Source organism: Phycisphaerae bacterium (assembly GCA_035384605.1).
Lineage (GTDB): Bacteria > Planctomycetota > Phycisphaerae > UBA1845 > PWPN01 > JAUCQB01.
Genome location: DAOOIV010000082.1, coordinates 1 through 24,535 on the forward strand (window position 1 = coordinate 1; position 24,535 = coordinate 24,535).

Consider the following 24,535-nt stretch of genomic DNA (forward strand, 5'->3'; position numbering starts at 1 on the left):
TCACCGCATCATCAAACCGGCGGATTTACAGCATGTTCAGACCGGCGCCGACACGTAGCGCTGGTCTGCTGCCGCGGCCTTCGGGAAATGCCTGACCAAAGCAGGCACGACGCCCGTGTAGACGATGTTGTTGTCGCGGCTGCCGCGAACCTCGAACAGGCCCAGCGACGGTCTTTCCCATTGGATGCCATCTTTGCTGGTCGCGTAGCCTACCAGGATGGTGTCGGCGATCCCGGCGTAGTACCACATCTTGAACAGTTGTTCGTTTTCGTCCCGGAGGATCTGCCCGACGCCGTGCGGCCACTGGGGGTCCGGCTTGATGATCGGGTTGCCGGCGTACCGTTGGAACGGGTGGACCTCCAATTTGCAGGTGTCTCCTACTCCGCCCAGCCGGTGATCGAGCATGAGGTATATCTGCCCGTTGTTCAGGGTGAACGGTTCAGCCGCCATGGTTGCGGCAGGCCGGAACGACAGTCCGGCAAGAGTGCAGGCGACAATGGTAAACGATGAGACGCACAGGGCTTTCATGGCATAGCCTCCGAACCACTCTTGGTAAGTTCCGCTCATGAAGGAGGATTCTAGCGTGGGACTGCTCGGTCTGAAATGGGCCGGCGCGACGAAAGAAAACAAGGAAGTGGTTGTGGCATTGTGAGGAAGCAGAATGTTCTGCTTGGTATCCCTTGTGTATGGCGACTTGTTCGGGAGAGACGGGCTCGTTGAGGGTTTTGACAAGGAGGACCCCACACGATACGAAGGGGTGTTTGCCAGAGAGGTCATGAGGAGGCGACCTGATGAGAACTGCTTGTCTTGCCGGAAGAATGAGTCATCCAGTCCTTGCGCTGTTGATGGTGCTGCCGGCCGTGGGTTGTCAGCAGCAAGCCCGGGAGGGTTTGGACATCAAGGGGTTGACGAGGCTCGATCCGGCCAGAGGTGTCCAGGACTCCAAGACCGATCTGCTTTGGTATGACGCAGCGCTGCTTACCGTCGAAGGTCGTGGTTGGGCGGCGACTGAGGACTTCTATGACCGTTTGCCGGCCAAGGCGAAGAATGTGGTTCGCCCCGAAGTGTGGGGCCTGAGCAAGAACTCGGCCGGGCTGTGTGTTCGTTTCGTGACCGATTCGGATCGGGTCGCCGCCCGATGGACGACGACGTCGAAGAACATGGCGATGGATCACATGCCGGCCACCGGAGTGAGCGGGTTGGACCTGTACGTCAGGGATAATAACCGGTGGCGATGGGTTGCGGTGGGTCGAGCGCGAAGCGCACAGACGAATGAGGTCGTGCTGGCCGGGGACGTTCCGGCCGGGGCACACGAGTACATGCTGTACCTGCCGCTGTACAACGGAATCAAGGCGCTGGAGATCGGCGTGGTTCCCAAGGCCGCTCTGGCTCAACCCGCTCCGCGCCCAGCCGGGCTTGACCGGCCGATGTGCTTCTATGGAACCTCGATTACCCAGGGCGGATGCGCCTCGCGGCCGGGGATGGTCTACACCGCCATCCTGGGGAGATGGCTGGACCGCCCGGTGATCAACCTCGGCTTCTCAGGCAACGGGCGGATGGACCCGGAGTTGGCCGTGCTGATGGGTGAGATCGACGCGTCGGTATACGTTCTCGACACTTTGCCGAACATGACCAAGCAGATGGTTGAGGAGCGGCTGGAGTCGTTCGTGCAAGCACTTCGCAAGGCCAGGCCACAGACGCCCATTGTGCTGGTCGAAAGCGTGCCGTACCAGGGCGAGGCGTTCCTGACCAAGCAGCGGCAGGCGGTCGCAGACAAGAACGCGGCCCTGCGAAAGGCGTATGAGAACCTCAAGGCGGGCGGTGTGAGGAACCTGATTTACGTGACCAATCGGAGCCTGACCGGCACCGACGGTGAAGCCGCTGTGGACGGCGTGCATCTGACGGATCTCGGCTACCTGCGGTTCGCGGAAACCCTCGAACCAGTGTTGAGAAAGGCGCTCCGGGAGTGAGCAAATAGCGGAAGATCCAAGAGGTAGGGCAGCGTCGAGGTCGCCAAGGCGACCGAGACCTGCCGTTTCGTTGGCCGCCGGGTTCTCAGAAAGCACGATCAACAGCGAACCGGCAGGTCTGCGCCGCCTTTGGCGGCTCCGACCGTGCCCTACTTCAGGTGCTTGTCAGCGAAATCCATGTACCGCTGCCAGTCGTATTCGGTCAGGTCGTGCTTGCCGGTGCGGACGTGATAGCCGATGGTGCCCATCACCGGCTGGTCCACCGGCGGCATCTCTTCTGCTGGCAGGCCCTCCAAGCCCAGCAATCGGTACACCGGATCGGCGCCCTTGGCCCCCAGGAATTCGCCTTTCGGATCGGCCCAGCGATCTTCGACGGCGCTGGCCACGTAGACGGGTCTTGGGGCGATCGACGCGATGAGCATGTGGGCATCAACCGGCAGCTCGGCCTCACGCCCGTTGTATTTCTTGAAGTTCTCGCAGAACCAGTGGGGAAAGCGATCGTTGATCATCTCGACCGTCTCGCCGAACCAGCGCCGCTCGATGGCCGCGCCCCCGCAGCCCGAGTTGTTGGAAATGACGATCGCGAACCGCTCGTCTTGTGCCCCGGCCCACAGGGCAGTCTTGCCCAGTCGCGAGTGGCCGAGCACCGACACACGTTTCGCATCGACATCGCGATCGGTCTCCAGGTAGTCCATCGCCCGGCTCAGACCCCAGGCCCAGGCGCCGATCGCACCCCATGAGTCCGGCTTGCGCCCTTCAGGTGGGTCAAATGCCGCGTGAACGCCGTTCTTGAAGCCGTCATGAAAGTCAGGGTCGATGTCGCCGTAGTAGATCGTGGCCAGACCGTAACCTCGTTTGATGATCTGTTCGACCGGAAACCGTGATTCCTGGTCCGCTCGCGAGGCCTCGGTCACCCGGTTGTTGACGATACCGAGGCTCCAGTTCGGTACCCAACTAGTCGTGAGTCGGATCGCCGGATCCGAGTGAACACCCTGGTTGCCCGAGAAGTTCAGGAGGAGGAACAGAGGGGCCGGTTTGGGTACCGCGTTCGGGAGATACATCAGGATGTCCATCGAGGGACCGTCTTCCTTGCCGGTGAAAAAGACGGTCACTTGCTTGCGCGTTGCTTTGCCGTCGAGGGCCTTGGCTTCGTTATCGAAGGTCTTGAACGTCATCTGACTCGGTCTGCCGGGCGACCGGCCGTAGACGTGCGTTCGGAAGAGTTCGAGTATCTCGGGTCGTCGCCTGGTCTTCCACATTGCGGCGTCAGTTACCTTCTCGCCGCTGCGCATGACCAGCGGATCGGGCAGGGTGTACGTGCCGACCCTGGACTCGTCGTAATTAACCTCAAGCTCTTTGAGGGGTGTTATAGTAAGTTTGATCGGCTTGTCGGCATCGCGTGTCAGCGGGTAGTTCAGCAGGTCCTTGCCGGTAACTGTCTCCGCGGTCATTTCTTCGCGGGTCACCCTGTATCGACCGGATACGTTGACCGTGAACCACTCGGGCCACTGGTTGATTCGTGGATAATCCAGCGGCATGTGGAAGTAATCCTTGTGGCGCGGCCGGTCGAACCGCAGATACCCCTTCCAGGGAGAACCGGTCTCGAGCCAAATGCGGAGCGAACCATCGGCTTGGCGGACCGCACCGAGCTGAACGTCCTCGCGCCAAGGCGCGACGGTGATGCCCTGTGTTTTCCAGAGACCGTACATCAGACACGTACGGGTGAGGTTGCCGTCGCCGTGCCAGCCTTCGGCGATGCCGTCGTCGCGCTGCCGCTCGAAGAGCGTGTTGATTCTCGTATCGATCCACTTTACGGCCGCATCGGTGGGGATTCTGGCGATCAGGTTGATCGCTCCTTCAAGCGGATCGGCCAGATCGTCCGCGCTACCCTTTTCCCAGGGGTAGGTCATGTACTTATGCAGATTCGACAGCGCTTTGGCGACGGCGTGCCGGTAGAGGTTCTCGCCGTCGACCATGGCGACGGTCAGAAACGCATTGTAGACATAACCCCAGCCGTCGCTGAGGTCCTTGTTGACGACCTCGCCCGTGCTTGGATTGTAGGCGTTGTACATGAAGCCGTCTTCGTTGACGCCGTGTTTCAGGATGTTGTCCAAAACGGCGTACATCGCCGGCTTGTATCGCTGTCGACGGTCGGGGTCCTCGCGGGCTGCGATCAGGTAGGCCTCGGACAAGCCGCCGAGGATCTCGCAACCGTGATCGCGCAGCCGGAGGCTGTCTTTCTTGATCAGACTGTCGTGCAGCAGGTAGTGATCAGCCAGCCGGAAGCACCATTGCTTGTAGTGGTCGTCGCCGGTCATCCAGTACAGGCGTCCCATGGTCTGAAGCAGGTCGCCGTTGACCTCGACGTTGGTGGAGGGGATCCTCCCCGCCGGCGAGTCGTACTGGGCATGTTTCCAGATGTCGGCGATCAACTGTTGCATCCGGTCGAGCCACTCGCTTGGGCCGAGCCACTCGGTGATCGGCATCAGCCCGTCCTTACAGTATTCGGCGGCCCCGAAAATGATGCGGTCGAGATCGGGCTCGGGCTCGCGGAACTTCTGCGTGGCGAAGAGGAAATCATCCGGCAGCGAGTCCAACCGGTTGCACAGCTTCTGTTCCTGCTGCAGGATGTGGCGGACGTTCTGCTTGAGATAGTAGTTGTCGGTCATGAACGCCGTCAGGACCATGAACGGGTAGTTGTCCGCGGCGCAGTCCTGGGCATTCCAGAAGGCGTCGCGGGTGATGTTGCGTGGAAACAGCCCGCTGGCCGGGTCGGCGTAGGTCAGCCAGCCGAAGGCGTAGCGGTTGGAGAACCTCACTACCTTCCGGCTGAGCCGGCCGTTCTCCTGGGCCTGTTGCCATGGGTCAACCTGCGCCCATGCCGTCCCGACAGTCAGCGTGAAAACCAGAAGTGCGTGTTGCATCGTCGTTACCTCCCTTGCTGGTGCCTCGCGAGAGCGTGCCTGACAGTGGGTTCAACGGGCCGCAGCGGAGGCGGGTTGCGAAGCGGGCCTGGGGATCGCAATTTCCACGGTTAATGGCTGATCGACTCCCGTCAGGAAATTCAATGCCTTGTAGGTCACCTTCTCGGTGGCCTGCCCATCCGGTCCGGAGAGTCTGACCATCACTGATGCCTGGGCCGGTACTGTGATCTTGCGAGGCTGGCCGGGCTGAATTCGCTCCAGCTCAATGTCGTTGTCGCATTGATTGGTCAGTTTCACGTAGGTGGTCTTGGCTTGTGGCGGGTGCAGCGATTCGACACGGAGGCAGGCGTCAAAGACGGCTTTCAACTGCGGTTCGCGGCCGATGAGCAGATTGCGGTACCACACGACAGTTCGGCCGGCGTCGAGGGCATCACGCAGCGCCGGCAGGCTCTTGTCCTTCGCCAGCACGAGGGTCATCGTACGGTGGCCGTCAGCCTTCTGTCCGTCCGTTGGGGCAGGCTCGTGAATATCCGAGCTGCCCATCATCGGCAGGCCCCGTTCCGTCGCCATTCGATGGGCGTCGATGTAGTACTCGTCGCCGTTGCAGATCTCGATCGCGTGGAGCCGGCCCTTTTCCAGCAGGCGGGTTTGTTCCTCACCCCAGCGGCCGCGCTCCGGCCCTTGCCAGCCGGGATGGTTCCACATGATGAAGGCTTTCTGGGCGGCAGCGTGGTCGAAGACCTCGTAAAAATCCTTCGTGTCCAGCGGCTGGTTGTCCTGCGTGAAGAGCACGTTGAAATGCCCCGGCGGCGTGTCGCGGGTGATCTCCGCACCGCGGACCAGCAGAATGTTGTGGTGCCGGGCCCGCCCCTCGGCCAGTTCGAACGGCCGGTTGTGGTTACCGACGACATTTTCCTTGTGAGGCCGATATTCGATGTGATCGGTGATCGCGATGGCATCCAACCCTTCGCGCCAGGCCTCGTCGACGCGCACCGTCGGCCAGACCAGGCCGTCCGAGAAGACGGTGTGTATGTGGAAGTCGCACTTGAGGATCTTGTATCCGGGCGGATCGGGTAAGCGGATTTCCTTGCGGACCTGAGCAGCGGCCGGTGTGACCAACAACATCAACGCCGCAAGCATCCTGCACTTCATCATTCAGCCCCCCTGATCTTGAACAGGTTACAGTCGACAACCGGCGCACAGTGGCACGGTTCCTGGGCAGATTCTAGACTCTCGCGGAGAGCCGGTCAAAAGCCGGCGGCTGCTTGCTTGCCCCCGATTCCCGTGACGGATGGGCGAGATGCGGCGTTTCTGGGGAGCGGGGTTTCGCAGGTCAGGACGAGGTTGCGTACGACGCAGCGAGCCGTGTGACTGCATCCTCTCTAAGCCAGGCGGCGACTCCCACGAGGACCAGCCATACACAGAACATGACCACCACACTGACTCGATAGAGCCGCGGCACCTTTGTCCTGACAAACTGCACGAGCAGGAGAATCGCGGCAAAGGCGACAGCGGTACCAAGGTTTGACTGCGTAGGGCTAGGCGAGGGTTCCCGGTCAGCGACTCGTAGCCCTACCGGCTGGAGAGTGAGATCCAGGGCGTTGAACACCGCGCCTGTCATCAGCACCGCAGCCAAGAGCATCGACGGCCAGAGCCAAGACCTGGCTACTCGCCCTTGATGCAGCATCCCTTGTTTGCGGATCATGCCGAAAGACGTTTGTGCAATCAATGTGGCCAGTCCGAGACCCATGAGCAGAAAGGCTATCTCCGAGGCGGCGCTGCTCAGAATCGCCGTTTTGAGCAGGTGATTCGCCTCCGAGCCTGAAGGCCCAGGTATTCCTGGTCGCCCTGTCTGATCCGCGTCAGCGAGTTCCCGTAATCGCGCGGAGAGGTCTGTGCTGGCATATTCTGCCAGATAGTCGTATAAGACCGCCTCCTCCGCGTGCTTGCGAACGGCATAGTCGGCTTTCTCATCGGGCATCTGGCGGCCGAGTCGCGAGATCATGCCTGCGATCATTCTCTCGCCTGCGCCAACCGGTTTTCCCAAGGAGACGTTCTGGTGAGCACATCCCTCGTAGAGAGCGATGAGATGGCTCAGCAATTCCATAAGACGAGCGTCGTCCTTGTTCTCAACCGCCAAAATCATGCGATCGAGAAGCTCCTCCCTCACGCGTGGCCTGCACAATCGTCCCGGGCGATCCCAAGCGACCAGGTGTGTCGACCACGAGGCATCGAACCGAGGGAAACCATGCTGGACGAGCAGGTCGCGCAGATAGGGGAACAACATGTGCACATGATCGTTCGACGTTTTCTTGTTCGCGGCCTCGCGGATCGCTTGAAAGGCGGTCTCCTCACTCCCGCCGGCGAAATGGACGACGGATTCGGCCAGCCAAAGCAGCCCATTCTCGGGCTCGTTCGCCTGAGCCATACGTATGATCTTGAGCGCCTCATCTATCGCAACCGAGGGCCTCGGGTCATCCTCAATACTCGGTTGTGTCTCGGAGTGTGCCTCGGACCGCCATGCCTGCCAATATGCCAAGTCGGCTGCTCTGAATGCAACCCAAGGCAAGAGGGGGTGTCCGGAGCACGTCTCTGCCGATGGCAGAGACGCGTAGTTGTGGTTCACAACGTGCGCGAGCGCAAAGGTATCGACCGAGCGGTTGCTCTCTGCGAGGATACGGCGTTCTGTGTTTTTATTGAACTTGACTGTTGGAATGACATATATCACGCATCCTGGCGGCTGGCCATGGACATATGTCTGCGGTCCAGGGATACGACAATACAGCCGGATGAGCAACAGGTGCAGCTCTCGCGTTCCGGGATAGACCAGACTGACCAGCAGCAGTAAACCTGGGATGATCCAGAGCTTGTTGGCGTGTGTGAGGAAGTGCAGCAGACGCCCCACGGTACACTCCTTCGCGCTTGCGGGCTTCGGGCCGCGCCGGACGCCAGCGGCCAGACGAACACCTCTTGAATCATTATGCGATTCACCACGTGTACCGGCAAAGACCTATTCTCCTTGTCGGCGACGATACGATAGGATACTCTCGTTCGGGCCGCGCCAAGTCGGGCTCGACCGGCCTGCTTTGTCCGGATAGAGGAGATTACTGAAATGTGTCGAGCCGCAATTGTCGCAGTATTGCTCATCGACGCTGTTGTGCTGGCTCAATCCGCCCCGGCGTCAGGACACTTCTGGTTATCGAGCCGACCAAGGAACATCCGCGCCATTCCGCGGGGGGATTGAATTGAAGCACGGTCGCCTGTTGATGTGGACACGCACCGGCCGCGAGGCGCCGCACGAGTCTTTTTCTGATGAGAACGGCGAGCACTGGAGCAAGCCGGTGCCCCGTAAACTGGTTTGTCCGCTGAGCCCCGCCTCGATTGAACGCAGTGCGTGGAACGGCCAACCGGTCGGTCATTGCTGAAGACACTCCGTATCTTCCAAGGCGACCTTCGGCCGCAACCAAAACATGCGCGCAGAATGCGTACCAGTCGCGACGGAAGAGGCTAAGGCGGACCGCCCTTTTGCGGGCCGCAACCCAAACGTTCTGCGATCCGGAAACATGCGCGCAAAATGCGCACCAGTTGCGACGGAAGGGACTAATACCCCAGTTCCTTGAATTTCGCCACGATCTGGTCCTTCGGCATGAAACCCTCGTGCCGCCAGAGTTCCTTTCCATCGGCGTCGAAGAAGACCTGTGAGGGGATAAGGTTGAAATCGATCTGCCGGGCTCGCTCCCGGTCCTCGATCACGTCAATCGACTCGACCTCGATCTTGCCGGCGTACTCCTTGCGAAGCTGCTCGATGATCGGGGCCATCGCCTTGCAGGCCTGGCACTTGCCCGCCCCGAGTTCGACCAGCCGGGGCAGGCCGCTGGAAGGCCTCGTCTCCGGAACCGTCGAGCCTCGAGGCTCCGGCCCGGAGCCCTTCAGGAAGGCAACAACCACGACCACCACGATCACACCGACAACGATCAGCGCGTTCTTCATCGCACACCTCGGTCCATCAGGCGCGGCTGGAACAGAGTCCCCATCCTTCTTACACGATACCCACACCCTGTCTCATCGACGAACTGATTTCACAATCCATCGAGGCACATGCAGCAGCAGCGCGACAACACCACCCAGAACGCCGGCCGTTGCCGGCCCGATGGGGCAGCCGGTCGTACCGCAGCACGGACAGACCGAGCTTCCACCCGCGGCAATGAATCCGAACAGGCTGGCCCACCAGCCGAGGAACCTGGCGACGGGACCAAACGAAAAACGTCTGAGAAAAACCATTTCCATCTCCGACCGGCTCAACAACCAAGCGTCTCTCAACTCAACGCGGCAATCCCGGCCGTCGCGGCTTGTGCAATGCGGTCATCTGTTGCCGGTGATTCGCCCTTGGTCATGCCGAGATCGGCGAGTTGGACGTACTTGAACCGGCTAATCCCGGCATGCTCAAGTGATTTCTTCGCGCAGGCGAGAGGACAGCCGTCGATCGCCAGGATTTGTTCGGCCGCCTGGGTGCTGGCCAGGATGCCGCTGACCCGTCCGCCGACACCGGCCAGGCAATACATCTTGCCTGCCCCCTCGCGAGCCAGTCGCCTCGCCGCCCGGTCGGCAATCTCACCCACATCGGCGGCACCCGAACAGGCGAAGATCAGCGTCGGCGCTGCGCCGCACGCACAACCCGTTTGGTCAGTCATATATCCATCCTCGCTTTCTCCTGCCTTACGAAGCCGGCGCTTCCGTTGCTTCGATGAGCACGGTCAGGGCACTCCGCACTTCATCGTTGAATCCGGAAAACGCCTGTCCCCTGTAAAAGATGATGGGCAGATAGCCGAATGTGGTCGAGACGCCCTGGCTCTGGCCATAGAGCGTCTTCATCTGGTTAAGCAACAAAAAACTAGCGAATTCGGTGGTCAAGTATTCTTCGACCACCAGGTCCGGATGCTCCGATTGCATCGTGCCCAGCCACTCCAGCGCCGCGAGACACGCCGACCCGGTACCATTGTGGAAGATGATAAGCGCATCCTCGCTCGGTTGGTCGCCACTATTCGGCGCGCAGCCTCCGCCCGTCATGACAAATGCCGTTGAGGCCACTACAAGAAACATCGTCTTCATATCAAACGTTCCCACCAGATCAGTGCGCCGTGTACAAGAGATAAACACCGCCGAGCAGCACCAGGATACCGCAAATCTTTTTCAGAATCACCGCACCCTTGGACTGCTCGTTCCAGTTCAGGTACTTCTGCACCAGTTCGGTCGAGGTGCCGGCCAGCACGATGACCGAACAGTGCCCGATGCCGTAGACCAGCAGCAGGATCGCCCCGTACAGGGCGCTGGTCGTCGCGACCTTGAAGGCCACGCCCAGGATCGGGGCCATGTACGCAAAGGTACACGGGCCGAGCGCGATCCCGAAGACCAGTCCCAGGATGAAGGCTGCCAAGGCCCCCTTACGCTTCATCTGAACCTGGCCGGGGCCGGACCAGGGCATGGTGATGACATCCAGCAGGATCAGGCCGACCAGGAAGAAAATGGTTGCCACGAAGTAGTTGCCGTAACGGCCGATGTCGCCCATCATCCGCCCCGCCGCCGCCGTGATCACCCCGATTAGGGCGATGGTGATCAAGATGCCGACCGAGAACAGCGTGGAGATGCCGAAGGCCCGCCGGGTGGTCATCTGTCCCTGCTGGTCGATGAAACCGACGATCAGCGGAATGCTCGCCAGGTGACAGGGGCTCAGGATGATGCTGAGGATGCCCCAGACGAAAGAGGCCGCTAGAGCAACGATCGGTGTGCCCTCAACGGCATGAGTCAAGGCGGTGAAAAGCTGCTCAATCATTTGCACGCCCCAGTTGCGTATGTCCCAGCAACCGTCCGAAAAACCGTCTTCAGCTCGCCTGCGAATCGTCCGCCAACTCGATACCCAGTTCCTTCCACTTGTTGAGGATGTCCTCCCGGCCGTAGAAGCCTTCGTGTCGGAACAGCTCCTTGCCCGAGGAATCGTAGAAGATCTGTGTCGGGATCATGCGAATCCGATACAGATTGCCGGCATTGGGATTCTCCCAAACGTCGATGAACTCGACTTCGAATCGTCCGGCGTACTCCTTCTTGAGTGACTCCAGGATCGGGGCCATCTGCTTGCAGGGGATGCACTTGCCCGCCCCGAGATCAACCAGCCGCGGCAGTTTCTTTGCGGCCGTTGAGTCCTGTCCGGTCGTTGCCTCGGCGGGTTGGTCCTGTGCATTCGACTGCGATTGCGACCGATCCGCTTCCGCAGGCGGGACCTCCGGATTCACTTGTGTTTGCGGCGGATCCGCCGCAGGGGGAGATGCCTGATTCTTGCGTTTGAGGGTCACCGTGACGCCGACCACAACCATGAGGGCCGCGACAATGCCTAACCTTGCGGAATTGTTCATGACAACCATCTCTCCTGCTCTGCGGTATCCAACCTACATCCCGTATACGTCATGGAGAAACGCCGACAGTTCGCTCCGCACGTATTCTGTCATAGCAGCGTAATCCCCCAGGAATTCCCAAACGGACTTGAGATTCTTCCACTCTGCCGGCCGCCCATCTATCATCCGCACCAGCACCAGCGACTGCGTGGTCAGTCTATAGTCCTTCTCAAAATGTTCGTTTCCCGGCTCGTCAATGTTGACGGGGCGCCACTCGATCAGCCCGCCGGCAAGCTCTTCGCCGAAGTACGTTTCGATCACCTGCCTGGCCCATTCCTCGATCTGTAAACAGGAATGGCAGCGCACCGTCCGATGGAAATAAAAGGCACCCACATCCGGCGAAGCCTCGAAAACGAAGGATTCAGCGACCGGCTGCGAAGCAACCGTTGCAGCGCCCATCATCGGCTGACTGCTCGGTCCTGTGGCAGGAGGCGGAAGAATGGGTGTGAAATACGTGCCGCATGCTCCGTCTGTTGAACCGCTCGTATGCTGCCAATAGCTGGTCGCGATTGACCCGCCGAAGACCACCATGCAGACCGCGATCATGCCGACGCGACCTATCCGTCCCATACGCGGCCAATGCTTCCACGCGATCACCAGCATGCAAATCAGCAGCGCCGACATCCACATGCCGATCGGGTACGCGCCATCACACTGTTGGCAGGGCCGGATCATCAGACCAACCTCAACAGGCCCTCAAGGCAAAAGCCGCGACGACCGTCAGGGCATCGCACTCGTCAGAAGCGAGGTGATCTCGGCCTCCGAGAGAACCTTGCCCACCGACTTCACCTCGCCGTCGATCGCCAGGGCCGGGGTCATCATCACCCCGCGTTTCATGATGTCCGCAAGCTGCGTCACCTTGCACAGTTCGTACTGAACGCCAAGGGTCTTGGCGGCTTTCTCCGCATTTTCCGCCAGCGTCTTGCACTTGGGGCAACCGGTGCCAAGAATCTCGATCTTCATATCAAACCTCCAGTACGATTGAGCGTGGGGCGGCAGGCCTTTGCCCTGCTTCGTCCATGGGACTTCGCAGGACTCCGACCGTGCCCTACCTTGTTCACGATCTTTCTCCCGCTACGGCATCGCGCCGAAAACCATTCCCGAGATCGTGGCCATGACCACGACCAGCGATACGAACACGATCGTCTTTTGCGTCCCCATGATGCTGCGAATGACCAGCATGTTCGGCAAACTCAGGGCCGGACCTGCCAGGAGGAGCGCCAGGGCCGGTCCCTTGCCCATGCCGGAGCCCATGAGCCCCCGCAGGATCGGCACCTCGGTCAGCGTCGCGAAGTACATGAACGCGCCGACGATCGCCGCAAAGAAGTTGGCCCAGAGCGAATTACCGCCCACCAGACGCGCCACCCAGGCGTCGGGAATCATGCCCTCTTCACCCGGCCGACCCAGCAGAAAGCCCGCCACCAACACGCCGAACAACAACAGCGGAGTGATCTGCTTCGTGAAAGTCCACGATTGATAGAACCATTCGCCGGACGGATCGTCCCGGCCGGCCAGAATGACCGACAGGCCGACCACCGCCACGGCAAAGGGAATCATGGCTTCCCATGGAAGATGATGACCGCCGGCGGAAGCATGAATGGCAGGTGCGATCCAGGAAGTGCTGACCAGCCAGGCGGCAACCGTTGCCGCTGCCACCGCAGCCAGCTTCCACCATTTGATGTTGAACCAGACACCGAGAATGAGAGCCAAGGCAACGGCGAAAACCGAAGTGATCAGCCACTTGCCGGACCACACCCCATGCCAGAAACCCGAGGTCACATCCGGCTTGCCCCAGTTGGCGAACACCAGGATGCCGACCATGGCACCAAAGTACAAAACGTTCTGCCACAAGGGCCGATCGACCTGCGGTTCCGGCATCGCTATGGCCGCATCCGCCTTGGCCGTCTCCTCTCTGCGGTAAATCAGGTGCATGATCAGACCGATCACAATGCTGAAGAGAATCGCCCCGACGGTACGGGCAATACCGATCTCAAGGCCCAGAATGCGGGCCGTCAGGATGATGGCCAATACGTTGATGGCCGGACCCGAATAGAGGAATGCCGTCGCCGGACCAAGACCTGCTCCCATCCGCCAGATCCCCGCAAACAGCGGTAGCACCGTACACGAACAAACCGCCAGAATCGTGCCGCTTACAGACGCCACGCCATAGGCCAGCACCTTGGGCGCTTTGGGGCCCAGGTACTTCATGACCGACGCCTGACTGACGAAAACAGCAATCGCTCCGGCAATGAAGAAAGCGGGGATCAGGCAGAGCAGGACGTGCTCCTGGGCATACCATTTGGTCAGTGCCAGGGCTTCAAACACGGCCTTGCTGAATCGCGGCCAGTCCACCGGCATCGCGAAGCAGGCCGCGAAAACGACGATACCCCACATCAGCTTCCTGGACTCGGACTTCCAGTCGGTGATCATTCGACACAATCTCGCGGCGTAGACTCCGTTCGTCGAACTTCGGATGCGGGCAATTCCATGCCTATATGGTCAGATTGCCATGAACCCGGCGTAACAAAAAGCGGTCCCGGCCGCCTCACGCCCGCAGCGCCGCGGCCTGTTCCTTCAGGTTGTGTTTCAATACCGACTCGATGCATCTCCAGAAACCTTCCAGACAGCGGACTTTCAAACGATAGTAGGTATTGAGGCCCTGCTTGCGGTCCTCGATCAGTCCGACGTTCTTGAGGATGGCCAGATGTTTGGACACCGTGGACTGATCCGCCCCGACCAGAGGCGTCAACTTACAGACACAACATTCCCCCTCGGCCAAGACGTCGAGAATCAACAAGCGGCTGGGATGAGCCAAGGCCTTAGCAACCCGGGCTCGAACCTCATAATGTGATTTGGATCTGGTCCTCATGGCTTCATGGCAATTATGCCATATAGTTCGGCAAAGTCAAGGCCGAACTTGCGTTACCGGGCCCGGTTTGCCACTGGGGCGCCTGATGGGGGGATTGAACCCCTCAGCTCTCCGCGAATCCGGAGAGGGCTGCCCGAAGACAGGCAAGCCCGAAGACCCCGGGTTGAAACAGCCCACCGGGAGGTTTACATGGACGGGGCAGATACCCGTCGTTAAGATCCTTCCAGCACCCCCGCTTCCTGGGAGGTCTCAGCCATGAGCCGAAAGCAAGACACCCCGATATCACGACGCAGCTTGATCAAGACCACCGGTTTTGTCGCCGGCGCCGCCGTTGGCTTGCCCTACATTCTTCCCTCAGGCTCGCTGGCGGCCACCTCGGGCACATCGGCGAATGAACGTCTGACAGTAGCCGTCATCGGCGTCGGGGGCATGGGTACGGTTCACCTCAGGAACCTGCTGGAGTTCAGGAACGAGGGCAAGGTCAACATCGCGGCCGTCTGCGACGCGGACGAGAGGCGACTTGCCAAGGCGGTCGAGATGGCCGGGCCGGGAGTCATGCCCTACCGCGACTACCGCTATGTCCTCCAACGCAAGGACGTCGACGCGGTCGTGATCGCGACCCCAGACCACTGGCACGCCGTGCAGACCGTGCACGCGTGCGAATGTGGCAAGCACGTGTACGTCGAGAAGCCGGCGTCGGTCACAATCGAAGAAGGCAAGGCCATGGTGGCAGCGGCCCGGCGGTATAAGCGGGCCGTCCAGGTAGGTGCCCAGGGACGAACTGCCAAGGGTGCTCACGCCACGTGCACGGCCATCCGCAACGGCATTGTCGGCAAGGTCACGAAGGTGACATGCTGGCATTACGAAACACCCGCGGACGAGCACCCGGTACCGGATTGCGACCCGCCGCCCGAGTTGGACTGGGATCTGTGGCTGGGGCCGCTTCGATGGCGGCCTTACAACCCGCGATACTGCCCGGGGACGTTCCGCTGGATGATGGAGTCGGGCGGCGGGCAGATCCGCGATCGCGGGGCACATCAGTTCAGCACCATCCTGTGGTGCATGAACGCCGACGAGCAGATCTCGTTCGCCGTCGAGGCCACGGGTACCCCGCCGACCAAGGGGCTTTGGGACTGCCCGGTCACGATGGATGTCACCTACACATTCAAGAATCCCGACTGGCAATTGATCTGGGGGCAGCCGGGCGAGAAGGTCGGCAAGACCGAATTCGGAAACGTCTTCTGGGGCGAGAAAGGGCGACTGATTCTCGAGTGGGAAGGCGCTTACAAAGCTGCGGAACCTGAAGCCACCAACTTCGAGGTACCGCCCGGCGGCGTCGTTCCGCCACGAACGGACGAATACGAAGACTTCAACATGAATCATAAGGCCGACTGGTTCAACGCCATCCGCGAAGGCACACGGCCGGCCGTCGACATCGAGATCGGCCACCGTGTGGCGACGCTCTGCAATCTCGGCAATCTGTCATACCTGCTGGGACGCAGACTGGTCTGGGACGGCGAGCGGCAACAGGTGATCGGCGACGACCAGGCCAACCGCCTGCTCAGCCGGCCGCAACGATACCCCTATCACCTGTAGACGCAGGTCACCAGACATGCTTGCCTGGAACCTGACAACCCAGGATCGGTGGACCCCGCACAACGGTGGTTTTCTGACCTTTCGGGGCCTTGGATGACACCGGATAACCGACGCTGATCGAAGAACGCGGCAATCACGTCCGTCACGGGGGGCCGGCTGATGCCATCCACTTCGACAATCTGAACAACGCTTGATCCTTCCCGCCAGGGTCGATCCTGGCCCGGCGAACCGCGGATTCGAGAATGGCGATGGATTTGTCGTAAGTAGAGCGGTCCACAGGGAAAGGATGGCCGTCCTTGCCGCCGTGGGCGTAGGTGAAAGTGGGCGGATCGGCGGGCGACCAGCGGCGGGTAATGTCGCGGCGGCAGGCGGGGGTGCCGTAGATCAACTCGGCCAGCAGGGCAAGGCTGCGAATCGTCTTCGGTCCGACACCCGGGCAGCCGAGCAGCGTCTCGAAGTCTTTCGGTTGTCTCTCGAAAGTAGTTGCCAGAATCCGCCGCAGCCGCTCGGGGTTGATGTCGGCCGGCGTCACCGGGTGATGCGCGGGCAGGAACAATGATGGGCCGGCAGTGATCTCGCGCAGCAGCTTATCGGGCTGAAGCCGGGCCAGCTCACTGGAGCGCAACCGCGAGGAATCTGCCTCGCGAGCCACCATGTTGAGCAGGAGCCGCGGATCGGCCGGCTCGGAGGCCACAGCGTTGTGCGGTTCGCAGACGAAATCGCTCACCGTGCTGCCCAGCCAGTGGTATCGCCGGGCGTAGCCGGTTGCGTCGTTCATGCCTTGCTGGACAACGCACCACTCGTTGTCGTCGCTGAACAGGAAGTGGTGCGTGTAGATCTGATATCCGTCCTGGACCGCGGCGCTGTCCACTTTGGCGGCCATGCGCGATGAGTAGATCAGGCGGTCACCTTGCAGAGATCGCTGGGCGGAGATGTCCGCGATCTGCTCGGGCGTTTTGCGCGAGGCGCCGCCCTTGCCGCCGGCGACGTGGATGCCGAGGTCCGGTCCCATCCGCCGATAGGCTTCGCCCAAGGCGCCGCAGGTGACCGTGGTCAGGCCGCTCGAATGCCAATCGAACCCGAGGACGCAGCCGAACGCCTGGAACCAAAGCGGGTCTGCCAGCCGCCGCAACATCTCGGCCGGGCCCTGATCGGCGACAATGAGCTGTACGACGGAACCGGCCAGCCGGTGCATTCGCTTGAACAGCCAAGCCGGGGCCTTGCCACCGTGAAGCGGGAGATGTGCGATGCGGCGTTGCATGGGTTCTCACGCCCGATAGTGTTCCGGGGTACCGGCCTGCGCCGCCGGTATTGGTTGGCCGAGGCCGCGACGTGGCTTTTTCTGAAACGCCTCGGGCAGGGCATCGATGATGTCCGTTGCGATCATCGAGACTTGGCCGAGTCTCTTGGCCGCCAAGTCGCCAGCCAACCCGTGGAAGTACACACCGGCGATGGCTGCGTCGAACGGGGTCATCCCCTGTCCGATAAGTGCGGCGATCATCCCCGTTAGCACGTCACCGCTGCCACCCGTGGCCATGCCGGGGTTGCCGCTGTTATTCGTGTAGACCAACTCACCGTCAGTGACAATCGTTGCGGCCCCCTTGAGAACGACAACCGGCGGACTGCCGTCAGGGCTGCTGTTCGCACGCATGGCCTGCGCGGTACGGATGGCGTGGCCCTCCCGGTCAGCCTGGATTTGAGCGATTGAGGTTTCGAGCAGCCGAGCCAGCTCACCAGGGTGAGGGGTAATGACCGTCCGAGCATGGTCGAAGTGTTGCCAGCCCTTGGCCGCCTCTAGGCCACCTTGGGGGGCGAGGTTCAGGGCGTCGGCATCGATAACCGCCGGGACACCCAGTCGCCGAATGGCCTCAATGAGCTGCCAGAACTGGGTGCCATAGGTAGCCGGTCCTCGCCCGACACCCGGGCCGATCGCCACCACGTCCGGCCGGGCACCGTCCGGCGGCACACCCAGCAGGCCCAGCTTCTTGAGCCTACGTTCGGCAGCGGGGGGATCGATACGGCCGTCGCGGGTCTCGGGCAAGGGAACGGTCGTGGCGCAGGGACACATAATGGCCACGGAAGGCTGGACGGACTCCGGTACAGCGATGGTCGCCAGGCCGGCCCCGCTTCGCAACGCTGCCAAGCCGGCCAAGGCGGGGGCGCCGGCCATGCCAACGCTTCCCCCAACGATAAGAACCCGTCCAAAAGTGCCCTTATGGGCGTCTGCAGCACGGGGAGGGAGTACCGGGACACGGTGAATGTGTCTGCACTTGGCTGTCATGTGTCACTCTCTCTGCACAACCGATCATCGCCTGCGTGTTCGTTTCGGCTTGGGCTCATTCGCCTGGCTTGTCTCGCTCTCGGCGGTCGGCCGCTGTGCTGCACGACATATCAGGGCGGCCATGTAGCCGGCGCCGAAGCCGTTGTCGATGTTCACAACGGCCACGCCGGCGGCGCAACTGTTCAGCATGGTAAGCAGCGGAGCCAGACCGCCGAAGCTGGCCCCATAACCGACGCTGGTTGGTACGGCGATGACCGGACAACCGACCAGCCCGCCAACAACACTGGCCAAAGCTCCTTCCATACCGGCACATACGACAACGACGCGGGCTTGGCTCAGCTCGGCGGAATGGGCCAACAGGCGGTGGATGCCCGCCACGCCGACGTCATAAAACTGCCGAGTCGGCTGATCCATGATTTCGCAAGTTTCGCGGGCCTCCTCGGCGACGGGCAGGTCGGAGGTTCCGGCGCAAACGATGGCCACGAAATCGGACGAAGCTTTTTTCCGCTCGGCAAGGTCGGTCGAGGCCTTCCCTGAGGGCTGCCTGATGGTGATCGTCCGGGCAATCGGATTGTAGTGGGCCTTTGGGAACCGCTTTTGGACCGCTTTGGCCATTGCGAGGCTGGCGCGGGTGGCCAGAAGGTTGCCGCCATAAGCCAGACGGTGTTTGACGACCGCCAAAACCTGTTCGATCGTCTTGCCCTCACAGTAGATCACCTCAGGAAAGCCGCAGCGAATCGCCCGATGATGGTCGATCTTCGCGAAGCCCAGATCCTCATAGGGCAAGTGCCTGAGGTCTCCGATCGCCTGTTCCACGGATCGCCGGCCAAGACGTACCTGTTCAAGCAAGCGTCTGAGTGATGATTCGTGCATGCCCGCCATCATAGAGTCGCTCGGGGCAAAACGCCACCGTGCGAACGGCCGCGTTTTCAGAATCTGTCGCGTGTTCATAAAAGTCTTGTTCGTCCGTTCCGATACAATTGGCATGGAGGTCTTACTCCCCTCATCTTCGTCCTGCCGAGCGGCATGTTCACGACCCGCTGATCCGGGCACGTTCATTCCCTCGCGTCCGCGCGAGCGGCAGGATCGCCGGTTCATCTGGCTCCTGATCGGAGTCTGGATCGTCAACTGCTTTGACCTTGAACTGACTCTGCTCGCCGCCCACCAACGCATGCTTTGGGAGTTAAACCCCGTGGTCGGCAGAGTGCTGCCCTTCGGTCCGAAGGGGCTGACCTGTTACAAGTTCGCGTTGCTCGGATTCGGCAGCCTGGTTCTGTGGCGGTACCGGCGGTATCGCGTTGCGGTCGTCGCCTTGTGGATCGTCGCGATCGCCTGTGTGGGACTGTCACTGGTGTGGTACCAGCTTTATTTCGGGGCCGAGCCAACCTGGGGCGGCATCAACACAAGCTGCATCGTATCAGGCTGATCGATACTCACTTCCGGGACGCGATTCCTGAAACCTCAGGGGCGTCGGGCTGGACCCCGTTGTGCGGTCAGCCGTCGCTCCTGGTGAATCGTCGTTCGCAGTCTTTCCTTTCCACTGGGGGGCGTGAGGATGAGTTCCACATCGATGAGGCGGCTGCTGCTTTGTTGGAACGTACCCGTCGCAGGACAGAGCTTCGCCTCCACATTGTGAGTGCCAGACTTAAGATAAGGGCGAATACCCGGCGACGTATCTTTCATCGGTAAGTCGGCCAACCGCACTGTTCCTTTGGCTTCGAACCACACTTCGGCCGGTACCGGATCATCGTCGGTGACGGAACAGAGGCTCCAGCGCAGACATGAGTTCAGCCGCGCGGCCAGCGGGATGTCAGCGGGGATTTCGGCTTCCCAGGTTTCGCCGACCTGCGCCCGACCGGCAGGCATGACCGGGAACAGCGCTTCGCCGACGAGTTCAAGCATGCAATTGTCACGGAAGAACCAGTAGACGGCGAGCAGGTGCGGCGGCGGGACAATGACGCCGGCCTGCCTCCATCTGTGGTCGAGTCCGCGAAGCTCGAGCAAACGACCGTCGGGACTGACCAGCAGAGTCAACTCAGCGTCGGTCACAGCCTCCATGAGATCCGCCAGTTGATCACCCTTGCCGGCCTTGTCGTTTTCCGAATCGTAAGCCAGCGACGATTGAGGCGCGTCGACCTTCATCCGGATCCGCACGAATCGCAGGGTTGCTTCGACGGCGCCGTCGTCTCGGACCTTGACCGCCCTCAGCAAGGCGTGCAAATCGAGATCGACATCTTGTGTCGTCGAGCCGGTCTCAGCGGATTCCGTCAGCCGGTGCTCAACCACGTGGATGCGGACAGGCTGCGCGAGCGACGAAGGAATCAAGAGGCAACGGAGGTCGACGGCCTTGTCTTGCTTGGCTTCGGGTTGAGAAGTCGCGCTTGTCGAGCGCGCAGCTTGTCGGGCAGCGCCCGTTCCGATAGGTGCACAGCCGGCGGCCAGCACAACGGCCAATGCCAGTCCGTAACCAATCCTCCGGGCTAACGCCGTCATCATGATGTTCCTGCATCGCTCGGAATCAGCCTACGGCTGATCCGCTCAAGCCGACTCCGGTACTGGATTGTCGTGGGAGTCTTCTCAGTTGGCAAGGGCGGCGGATTCGATCAACGCAGAGAATCATCAGGCGACCGGTTCATTGCCAATGCTGCGGCACGAACGGGTAATTTCGCGACTGACGTCCTGGAGGTTTTCACGAACGAAGAGATCGGTAAGAACCGGGTCAAATTGACGCCCGGCGCAGGCGAGCAGTTCAGCCCGGGCGTCCTCGATCGGGCGGGCTTTCCGATAGGGTCGGTGGGTGGTAATGGCATCAAAGCAATCGGCCAGGCACACGATTCGTCCGAGCAGCGGGATTTCGTCGCCCTTCAGGGTGAAGGGATATCCTCCCCCGTCGTAGCGGTCGTGATGGTGCAGAACGCCCGGGACGATGTCATCAATCTGCCGCACGCCCTTGAGAATATTGGCGCCGATTCCCGGATGGCGTTTGACTTCCTCGTACTCTTCCGACGTCAGCAGGCCCTCCTTGCGCAACACCGCCTCCGAGACGCCGATCTTACCGATGTCATGCAGGAGACCGCTGAGATAGGCCCGCTGGCATTCCTCCTCCGTGACACCGGCCAGCCGGGCGATGTGGCGAGCAAGCCACGCGACGCGCTGGGAATGGCCGCAGGTGTAGGGATCCTTTGCGTCGATACTGCTGACCAGGGCGTGCAGCGTGCCCATGAAGAGCTGCTCGAGATCGTCGTATAGGCGGGCGTTTTCCAGGAAAGTCGATGCCCGTTGGGCCACCGCTCCGACAAAGTGGACCTCCTCCGAGCCGAAGTCTTGCCCGTCTCTCCGGTTGATCGCCAGAATACCGCCAAAGTACCGGTCGTTGCTCGACAGCGGGAAAAGGATGAACTGATTGAGCCACGCGGCCGCCCAAGCGAGTTCAGGACGCTCCGCAACGTTGTTGACGACGAGACATGCGCCGGCGTTCGTGGGCAGACGGCGCGATTCATCATGCAGTCGGACAAGATCGGCCGGCTTGATATCCAGCGGGCCGGCAACGACGCAGACGGGTTCACTTTGGGACAGTCCGTCCGGGCTCAAGACGACGGCAAAGCTCTCAATGACGGTGGCCGCCAGCAGATCCTGGCACATATGCCTGAACAGAACCGTCGATTTGTGCGACAAGGTCATTTCAGTATTGAGGCGATAGAGCAGGCGGAACTGCTCATAGGCGTTTGCAAGTTGGGAGGAGAGGTCCTCGACGTCCCGCCTGGCGATCGCGCGATCCGTCATCGACCCGACCTGGGCGGAGAAGATGTCCGCGAAGGCGAGCATTTCGTCCTCGCCGCGACGGGGTGTCTCGGCAGCCAGGCGGGCAAGCAGGACAGCGTCCAGATCGTGACGGTGCGAGAACCGTCTGATGCGATCCGGTTCCGCAAACTCGGACCCCAGAACGCATGTCAGGACTGCTCCCACGGTTCTCTGCCGGCAGGTTACCGGAATCCCGGCGACGTGAACGCCGGGCTCCGGATCCAGCCGGGTGAATACCGGACCAAGGCACAACACTTCGCGAGCAACGTCCGCAAGTCGTTGCCAGGCGATCTTCGAGCCGACGGCAAGCGTCTCCCAGAAAGGCGATGACGGACGGTTTCCTTCAACGCATTCGGCTCGTTCATTCCACAAGGAGACCCAGAGCCCCAGCCGAGACCAGGACTCAGACCACGGGCCAAAGCATTCGCCGAGCAGGAAACCGGGTTCATGTGTCGTCTTGTTGATCAGGTCCGTGTCCTTTCCCTCATCATGCGGCCATGGAAAGCAGCGTTGCGAACTCGCGGGTTTCCGCTTGTTCGGGTCCGGTCTCAAAGGCTTGCGGCCGGCACCAGCTCCAGCAATTCGTTCGCCGCCGCCAGGATCTCGCGAGGACTGAACGGCTTGTCGATCACCCTGCGGACGTTTCCGTGGACCACCTCCTTGTCGGATATCGCAAAGCCTCGAGCTGTGAGCATGATCACCGGTATATCGGCCGTCGCGGGGTGATTGCGAAGTCTGGCGCACAGCTCCACTCCGCTCAGGCCCGGCATCTGGTAGTCGGTGATGATCAGATCCGGCGGGTCTGACAACGCCAGCTCCCAGGCCAGAAGACCGTCCTCGGCCGGGATCACCGCGAAACCTGCGTTCTGAAGCTTGATCGACAGCACGTTGAGTATGTGCGTCTCGTCGTCGGCGATGAGAATGCGCTTTTGTTGCATGATCATGACTTGCACTCCTCACGCGGAAGCACCACGGGAAACCGCAGTGACATGGTCGTGCCCCGTCCGTGCTTGGAGGAAACGCAGACTTCGCCGTGGTGGACGGTTTCGACAATGTGTCTGACCAGGCTGAGCCCCAGCCCGGTACCACCGGCAATGCCGGCGATCTCCTTTGCCCGGTAGAACTTGTCGAAGACGTGCGGCAGGTCGTGTGTGCGAATACCAATGCCGTTGTCGGTCACGGTCACGGTCAGTCGCGAGGCCTCGCGATCCAGGGCTGTCGTGACGCGAATCCGGCCGCCGTGCGGAGTGTACTTGATCGAGTTGCCGACCACGTTCATGACCGCCTGATGCAGCAGGTCGCGGTCGGCCCTCAGGTCGGGCAGCGCCTCGCCGGCTTCGAAGTCCAGCACGAGCGATTTCTCCTCCGCCTGCGGTGCCAGAGCATTGACCACGTCGAGGGCCACATCGTTGACTCGCACGGGCTCGCAATGGATTGGCAGGGCCCCTGCCTCGATCCGCGAGATGTTAAGGATGTTGTCGACCAGACGCTTCAAACGCTGCGTCTCGCCCTCGATGATCCGGTAGAACTCCCGACGCTGAACCTCGCTGTGCGCTTCGCCGTCCAACAGCATTTCAACATAAGCCCCTATGCTGGAAAGCGGGGTCCGCAGTTCGTGCGATACCGTCGAGACGAAATCCGTTCTGAGTTGGTCGATCTCTCGCTCTCGGGTGACGTCGTGGAACACGGCCACCTGTCCTTGAGCCGTACCGGAGTCGTCAATCACTGTGGAGATCGTCATCTTGTACGTTCGGGTAGATTCGCCCATTTGGATCTTGCACTCGGTCTGCCGATACCGTCGACACTCACCAAGGGCGCGGGTGTCCGCGAGAAGGGCGGCCAGGTGCGCGTCCTTTACGAGATCCACGATAGCCTGTCCCCGGGCGTCGGCAGGCTGAAACCCGAACAGCCTGCCGGCTGCCGCATTGGCCACGGTCAACCGGCATTGAGAATCCACCGCCAACACCGGTTCACCCAGACTGTGGATGATCGCCTCGATCCCGCGTTTGGCAGCCTCAACACCCCGCATTTGCTCGTCGAGAGCGCGTTTCTGATCGCAGATTTGGCGCATGCGCCAGTAGACTAGGGCAACGTATTCATTAAGTGCCCCCATGACCGGCTTGAGAACGTCCGGCACGCATGTGTCCAGCTCCTCGATCCCGGGGTCCCCGCACATCAAACGGCGAAGTCGGATCTCGACGTGCTCCAGACTGCGCCGGGCGATGCAACGGCCCAGCAGCAAAAGGGCAACGACGGACATGACCAGCAGGGTGCAAACCTTCCAGGCTGCCGCCCGGTCCGGCGGTGAGACCTGCTCCGTGAGACCCGATAACTCGATGACCGCCACGAGTATTACTGCCACCAGCAGGACCAGGGTCAGCCACGATGTCCGTTTGAATGAGAACAGCGGGCTTCTGGGGTCACGGCGTTCGGCGATCACGGGGATAGACGGTTTCGTCGCCTCGACGCACGCACTCATGATTTCTTCACGTCCCTCCTGAGCAGCGCAGGCTGAACCCGTTGCCGCAGGTCATGCTCGGCCGCTCTACATAATGTCGGTCGGGCGGGAGTTCGGCTTGATGGCGTCGGAGGATTAGCCCAAGTTGAACACTTTCGAGGCAAGAATGGCCTTGGCGATAGCGCCAGGG

At 61.2% G+C, this 24,535-nt stretch carries 23 protein-coding genes; 3 read left to right on the forward strand and 20 right to left on the reverse strand.

Features of this window, described 5'->3' with window-relative positions; translation table 11 throughout:
• Nucleotides 1-36 precede the first annotated feature (36 nt).
• On the reverse strand, nt 37-567 hold the full coding sequence (locus PLL20_15875; GenBank protein ID HPD31469.1) for a hypothetical protein: 531 nt from the start codon (nt 565-567) through the stop codon (nt 37-39).
• A 224-nt stretch (nt 568-791) separates the two neighbouring features.
• Here PLL20_15875 and PLL20_15880 point away from each other — a divergent pair, with 224 nt between their 5' ends.
• Nucleotides 792-1,970: an SGNH/GDSL hydrolase family protein gene (locus PLL20_15880; GenBank protein HPD31470.1), complete on the forward strand. Its 1,179-nt coding sequence runs from the start codon at nt 792-794 to the stop codon at nt 1,968-1,970.
• Between the two features lie 149 nt (nt 1,971-2,119).
• Here the strand turns inward: PLL20_15880 and PLL20_15885 are convergent, their stop codons facing one another.
• From PLL20_15885 to PLL20_15940, 12 genes are all read right to left on the reverse strand, one after another.
• A complete protein-coding gene (locus PLL20_15885; GenBank protein ID HPD31471.1) occupies nt 2,120-4,894 on the reverse strand; it encodes a hypothetical protein in 2,775 nt (924 codons plus the stop codon).
• 51 nt (nt 4,895-4,945) lie between these two features.
• Nucleotides 4,946-6,049 (reverse strand): Sb-PDE family phosphodiesterase, encoded by a 1,104-nt coding sequence (locus tag PLL20_15890; protein HPD31472.1) that lies wholly within the window; start codon nt 6,047-6,049, stop codon nt 4,946-4,948.
• A 178-nt stretch (nt 6,050-6,227) separates the two neighbouring features.
• Nucleotides 6,228-7,799 (reverse strand): hypothetical protein, encoded by a 1,572-nt coding sequence (locus PLL20_15895; GenBank protein HPD31473.1) that lies wholly within the window; start codon nt 7,797-7,799, stop codon nt 6,228-6,230.
• A gap of 695 nt (nt 7,800-8,494) precedes the next feature.
• Complete coding sequence (locus PLL20_15900) at nt 8,495-8,884, reverse strand: thioredoxin family protein (GenBank protein HPD31474.1); 390 nt, start codon at nt 8,882-8,884, stop codon at nt 8,495-8,497.
• 326 nt (nt 8,885-9,210) lie between these two features.
• The gene (locus PLL20_15905) at nt 9,211-9,585 is read right to left on the reverse strand and encodes a putative zinc-binding protein (protein ID HPD31475.1); all 375 of its coding nucleotides are present in this window, start codon (nt 9,583-9,585) and stop codon (nt 9,211-9,213) included.
• 25 nt (nt 9,586-9,610) lie between these two features.
• Complete coding sequence (locus tag PLL20_15910; GenBank protein ID HPD31476.1) at nt 9,611-10,003, reverse strand: hypothetical protein; 393 nt, start codon at nt 10,001-10,003, stop codon at nt 9,611-9,613.
• Nucleotides 10,004-10,022: 19 nt separating this feature from the next.
• A complete protein-coding gene (locus tag PLL20_15915) occupies nt 10,023-10,724 on the reverse strand; it encodes a cytochrome c biogenesis protein CcdA (GenBank protein HPD31477.1) in 702 nt (233 codons plus the stop codon).
• A gap of 49 nt (nt 10,725-10,773) precedes the next feature.
• Nucleotides 10,774-11,181: a thioredoxin family protein gene (locus PLL20_15920; protein ID HPD31478.1), complete on the reverse strand. Its 408-nt coding sequence runs from the start codon at nt 11,179-11,181 to the stop codon at nt 10,774-10,776.
• Nucleotides 11,182-11,334: 153 nt separating this feature from the next.
• On the reverse strand, nt 11,335-12,015 hold the full coding sequence (locus tag PLL20_15925; protein HPD31479.1) for a nitrophenyl compound nitroreductase subunit ArsF family protein: 681 nt from the start codon (nt 12,013-12,015) through the stop codon (nt 11,335-11,337).
• Between the two features lie 45 nt (nt 12,016-12,060).
• Nucleotides 12,061-12,303 (reverse strand): thioredoxin family protein, encoded by a 243-nt coding sequence (locus PLL20_15930; protein ID HPD31480.1) that lies wholly within the window; start codon nt 12,301-12,303, stop codon nt 12,061-12,063.
• Between the two features lie 111 nt (nt 12,304-12,414).
• Nucleotides 12,415-13,770, reverse strand: a complete 1,356-nt coding sequence (locus tag PLL20_15935; GenBank protein ID HPD31481.1) for a permease — start codon at nt 13,768-13,770, stop codon at nt 12,415-12,417.
• A 115-nt stretch (nt 13,771-13,885) separates the two neighbouring features.
• A complete protein-coding gene (locus PLL20_15940) occupies nt 13,886-14,209 on the reverse strand; it encodes a metalloregulator ArsR/SmtB family transcription factor (protein ID HPD31482.1) in 324 nt (107 codons plus the stop codon).
• A 255-nt stretch (nt 14,210-14,464) separates the two neighbouring features.
• On the opposite strand from PLL20_15940, the gene PLL20_15945 reads away from it, so the two are divergent.
• Entirely contained in the window at nt 14,465-15,805 is a 1,341-nt protein-coding gene (locus tag PLL20_15945; GenBank protein ID HPD31483.1) for a Gfo/Idh/MocA family oxidoreductase, read from the forward strand.
• Between the two features lie 142 nt (nt 15,806-15,947).
• On the opposite strand, the gene PLL20_15950 is transcribed toward PLL20_15945, so the two are convergent.
• From PLL20_15950 to larB, 3 genes are read right to left on the reverse strand one after another with little or no spacing between them, the layout of a single operon-like run.
• Complete coding sequence (locus PLL20_15950) at nt 15,948-17,066, reverse strand: DUF763 domain-containing protein (GenBank protein HPD31484.1); 1,119 nt, start codon at nt 17,064-17,066, stop codon at nt 15,948-15,950.
• Between the two features lie 6 nt (nt 17,067-17,072).
• Entirely contained in the window at nt 17,073-18,086 is a 1,014-nt protein-coding gene (locus tag PLL20_15955; protein HPD31485.1) for an NAD(P)H-hydrate dehydratase, read from the reverse strand.
• 24 nt (nt 18,087-18,110) lie between these two features.
• Nucleotides 18,111-18,959 (reverse strand): nickel pincer cofactor biosynthesis protein LarB, encoded by an 849-nt coding sequence (gene larB / locus PLL20_15960; GenBank protein ID HPD31486.1) that lies wholly within the window; start codon nt 18,957-18,959, stop codon nt 18,111-18,113.
• A gap of 112 nt (nt 18,960-19,071) precedes the next feature.
• Here larB and PLL20_15965 point away from each other — a divergent pair, with 112 nt between their 5' ends.
• Nucleotides 19,072-19,512, forward strand: a complete 441-nt coding sequence (locus PLL20_15965) for a DUF5658 family protein (GenBank protein ID HPD31487.1) — start codon at nt 19,072-19,074, stop codon at nt 19,510-19,512.
• Nucleotides 19,513-19,547: 35 nt separating this feature from the next.
• Here the strand turns inward: PLL20_15965 and PLL20_15970 are convergent, their stop codons facing one another.
• The 4 genes from PLL20_15970 to PLL20_15985 form a co-directional block, all read right to left on the reverse strand.
• A complete protein-coding gene (locus PLL20_15970; protein ID HPD31488.1) occupies nt 19,548-20,582 on the reverse strand; it encodes a hypothetical protein in 1,035 nt (344 codons plus the stop codon).
• A 123-nt stretch (nt 20,583-20,705) separates the two neighbouring features.
• Entirely contained in the window at nt 20,706-22,259 is a 1,554-nt protein-coding gene (locus PLL20_15975) for an HD domain-containing protein (GenBank protein ID HPD31489.1), read from the reverse strand.
• 176 nt (nt 22,260-22,435) lie between these two features.
• On the reverse strand, nt 22,436-22,831 hold the full coding sequence (locus PLL20_15980; GenBank protein ID HPD31490.1) for a response regulator: 396 nt from the start codon (nt 22,829-22,831) through the stop codon (nt 22,436-22,438).
• Nucleotides 22,828-24,366, reverse strand: a complete 1,539-nt coding sequence (locus PLL20_15985; GenBank protein HPD31491.1) for an ATP-binding protein — start codon at nt 24,364-24,366, stop codon at nt 22,828-22,830. The genes PLL20_15980 and PLL20_15985 overlap by 4 nt, the downstream gene beginning before the upstream one ends.
• Nucleotides 24,367-24,535: the final 169 nt, after the last annotated feature.